General features: G+C 38.0%; 1 protein-coding gene. It reads right to left on the bottom strand.

Annotated elements, in window-relative coordinates; all coding sequences use genetic code 11:
- Nucleotides 1–121 precede the first annotated feature (121 nt).
- The coding region (locus tag ACQCT8_RS18905; RefSeq protein WP_426873693.1) for a reverse transcriptase domain-containing protein at nt 122–1,387 on the bottom strand (1,266 nt) is incomplete at its 5' end.

The following is a 1,387-nucleotide window of genomic DNA, read 5'->3' as shown; positions in this document are numbered from 1 at the left end:
GTTAGCAATAGGTAAGCATTTGAAGTTATCTCCAGCTTTTCCCCTGCTCCGCACCGAACGTGCTAGTTTCCCAGCATTCGGCGGTCCATCTACCGATGTATACTAGATTATAAGTTCTTCGTTACTTTTCAACGTGAGATGATTCTACCGTTTTAAGCCCACATTTTATTCTGTATTGGTTCAGTCTCTTTATCATAGATTTGTTTAAACCGAATTTTTGTATTTCTGATACAATCATTTCATTGTCTTTACGGTGAATAAGCCGATGTATGTCCTTATGGAGAATGCGAAGGTTATTGAATGTATCGGAACCTCCAAGATGTTGTGGCACAAAATGATGACACTGAACATCGTAGGCTCTTAAATCCCAACCTGTGATTTCACATTTCCCCATTTTCATACTGAAACGACTGATTCGATTATCCAAATACTCAACTGTTCGCTCTGGTATAGACGCATTCATTAGTACGCTGATTTCAGTCTCGATATTTGGCTTTAATTTGTCATAGACTTTCTTTCTGCCTTCTTCTGTAAAAAGGGATAGCGTTGGACTAAAGTTCAGCGCATTAACTGTTTTAACATTCCCAATAGGGAATAGGTGAACAGTGGCAATTTTGAACGTTTTAAATCCTAAACTATAAAACTTCTTATAGGTTGAAGTAGGGTTAACTGGATGTCCATATTTCCCAACAGAACGAAGGCGATTGTACAGAAAGGCTTTTAATTCGTAGGCAAGACGCGAGAATTCTGGATTTACATGTGTAGCTCGGTTGAAGTAGTTGTGAATACCTAAAACAAAACTATTAAAACGTAGGGCATTTTGGATGGTGGGAGAATCTTTGATTCTTTGGATGTGCATCTTAGCTTGTTCCTTGAGTTTCTTCCATTTTCTTTGTTTAATTCCTGTATGGGCAACTCTTTTCTTCCCCTTAACATCTGCCCTAATTGTGAATCCTAAGAATTCTGTTTCTCGTTTTCGTAAATTTACAATTTGAGATTTTTCAGGTGATATATCTAGTTTTAAACGTTCTTTTAAGTATAACCTAACTGCGTGATACCATCTTTGAGCCGTCTTCCCATCTCGACAGAGAATTTTAAAGTCGTCCGCATAGCGGACGAGATACCCTTCTTTGAGGTTTGTACGTTTTTTAGCATATCTTTCTCCGGCTTTAGATTTATAGTTTCTCGAGAGGGGAAAGAATTCCCATTGTCCTGCAACCCACTGGTCTAAATCATTTAGTACAATGTTCGATAATATTGTCGATAGAATACCACCTTGTGGTACACCTTTTGATGGTATTCCTTCCATATCAATTTCTGCTTTTAGCATTTTGGAAATGCAAGATAGGACCTTTCGATCCCGGATGCCTAAGTTCCATAATTGTTT

Source organism: Jeotgalibacillus proteolyticus, assembly GCF_050107735.1.
GTDB lineage: Bacteria > Bacillota > Bacilli > Bacillales > Jeotgalibacillaceae > Jeotgalibacillus > Jeotgalibacillus proteolyticus_A.
Note: the sequence above shows the minus strand (reverse complement) of the source record. Positions and strands in the feature narration are given on the sequence as shown.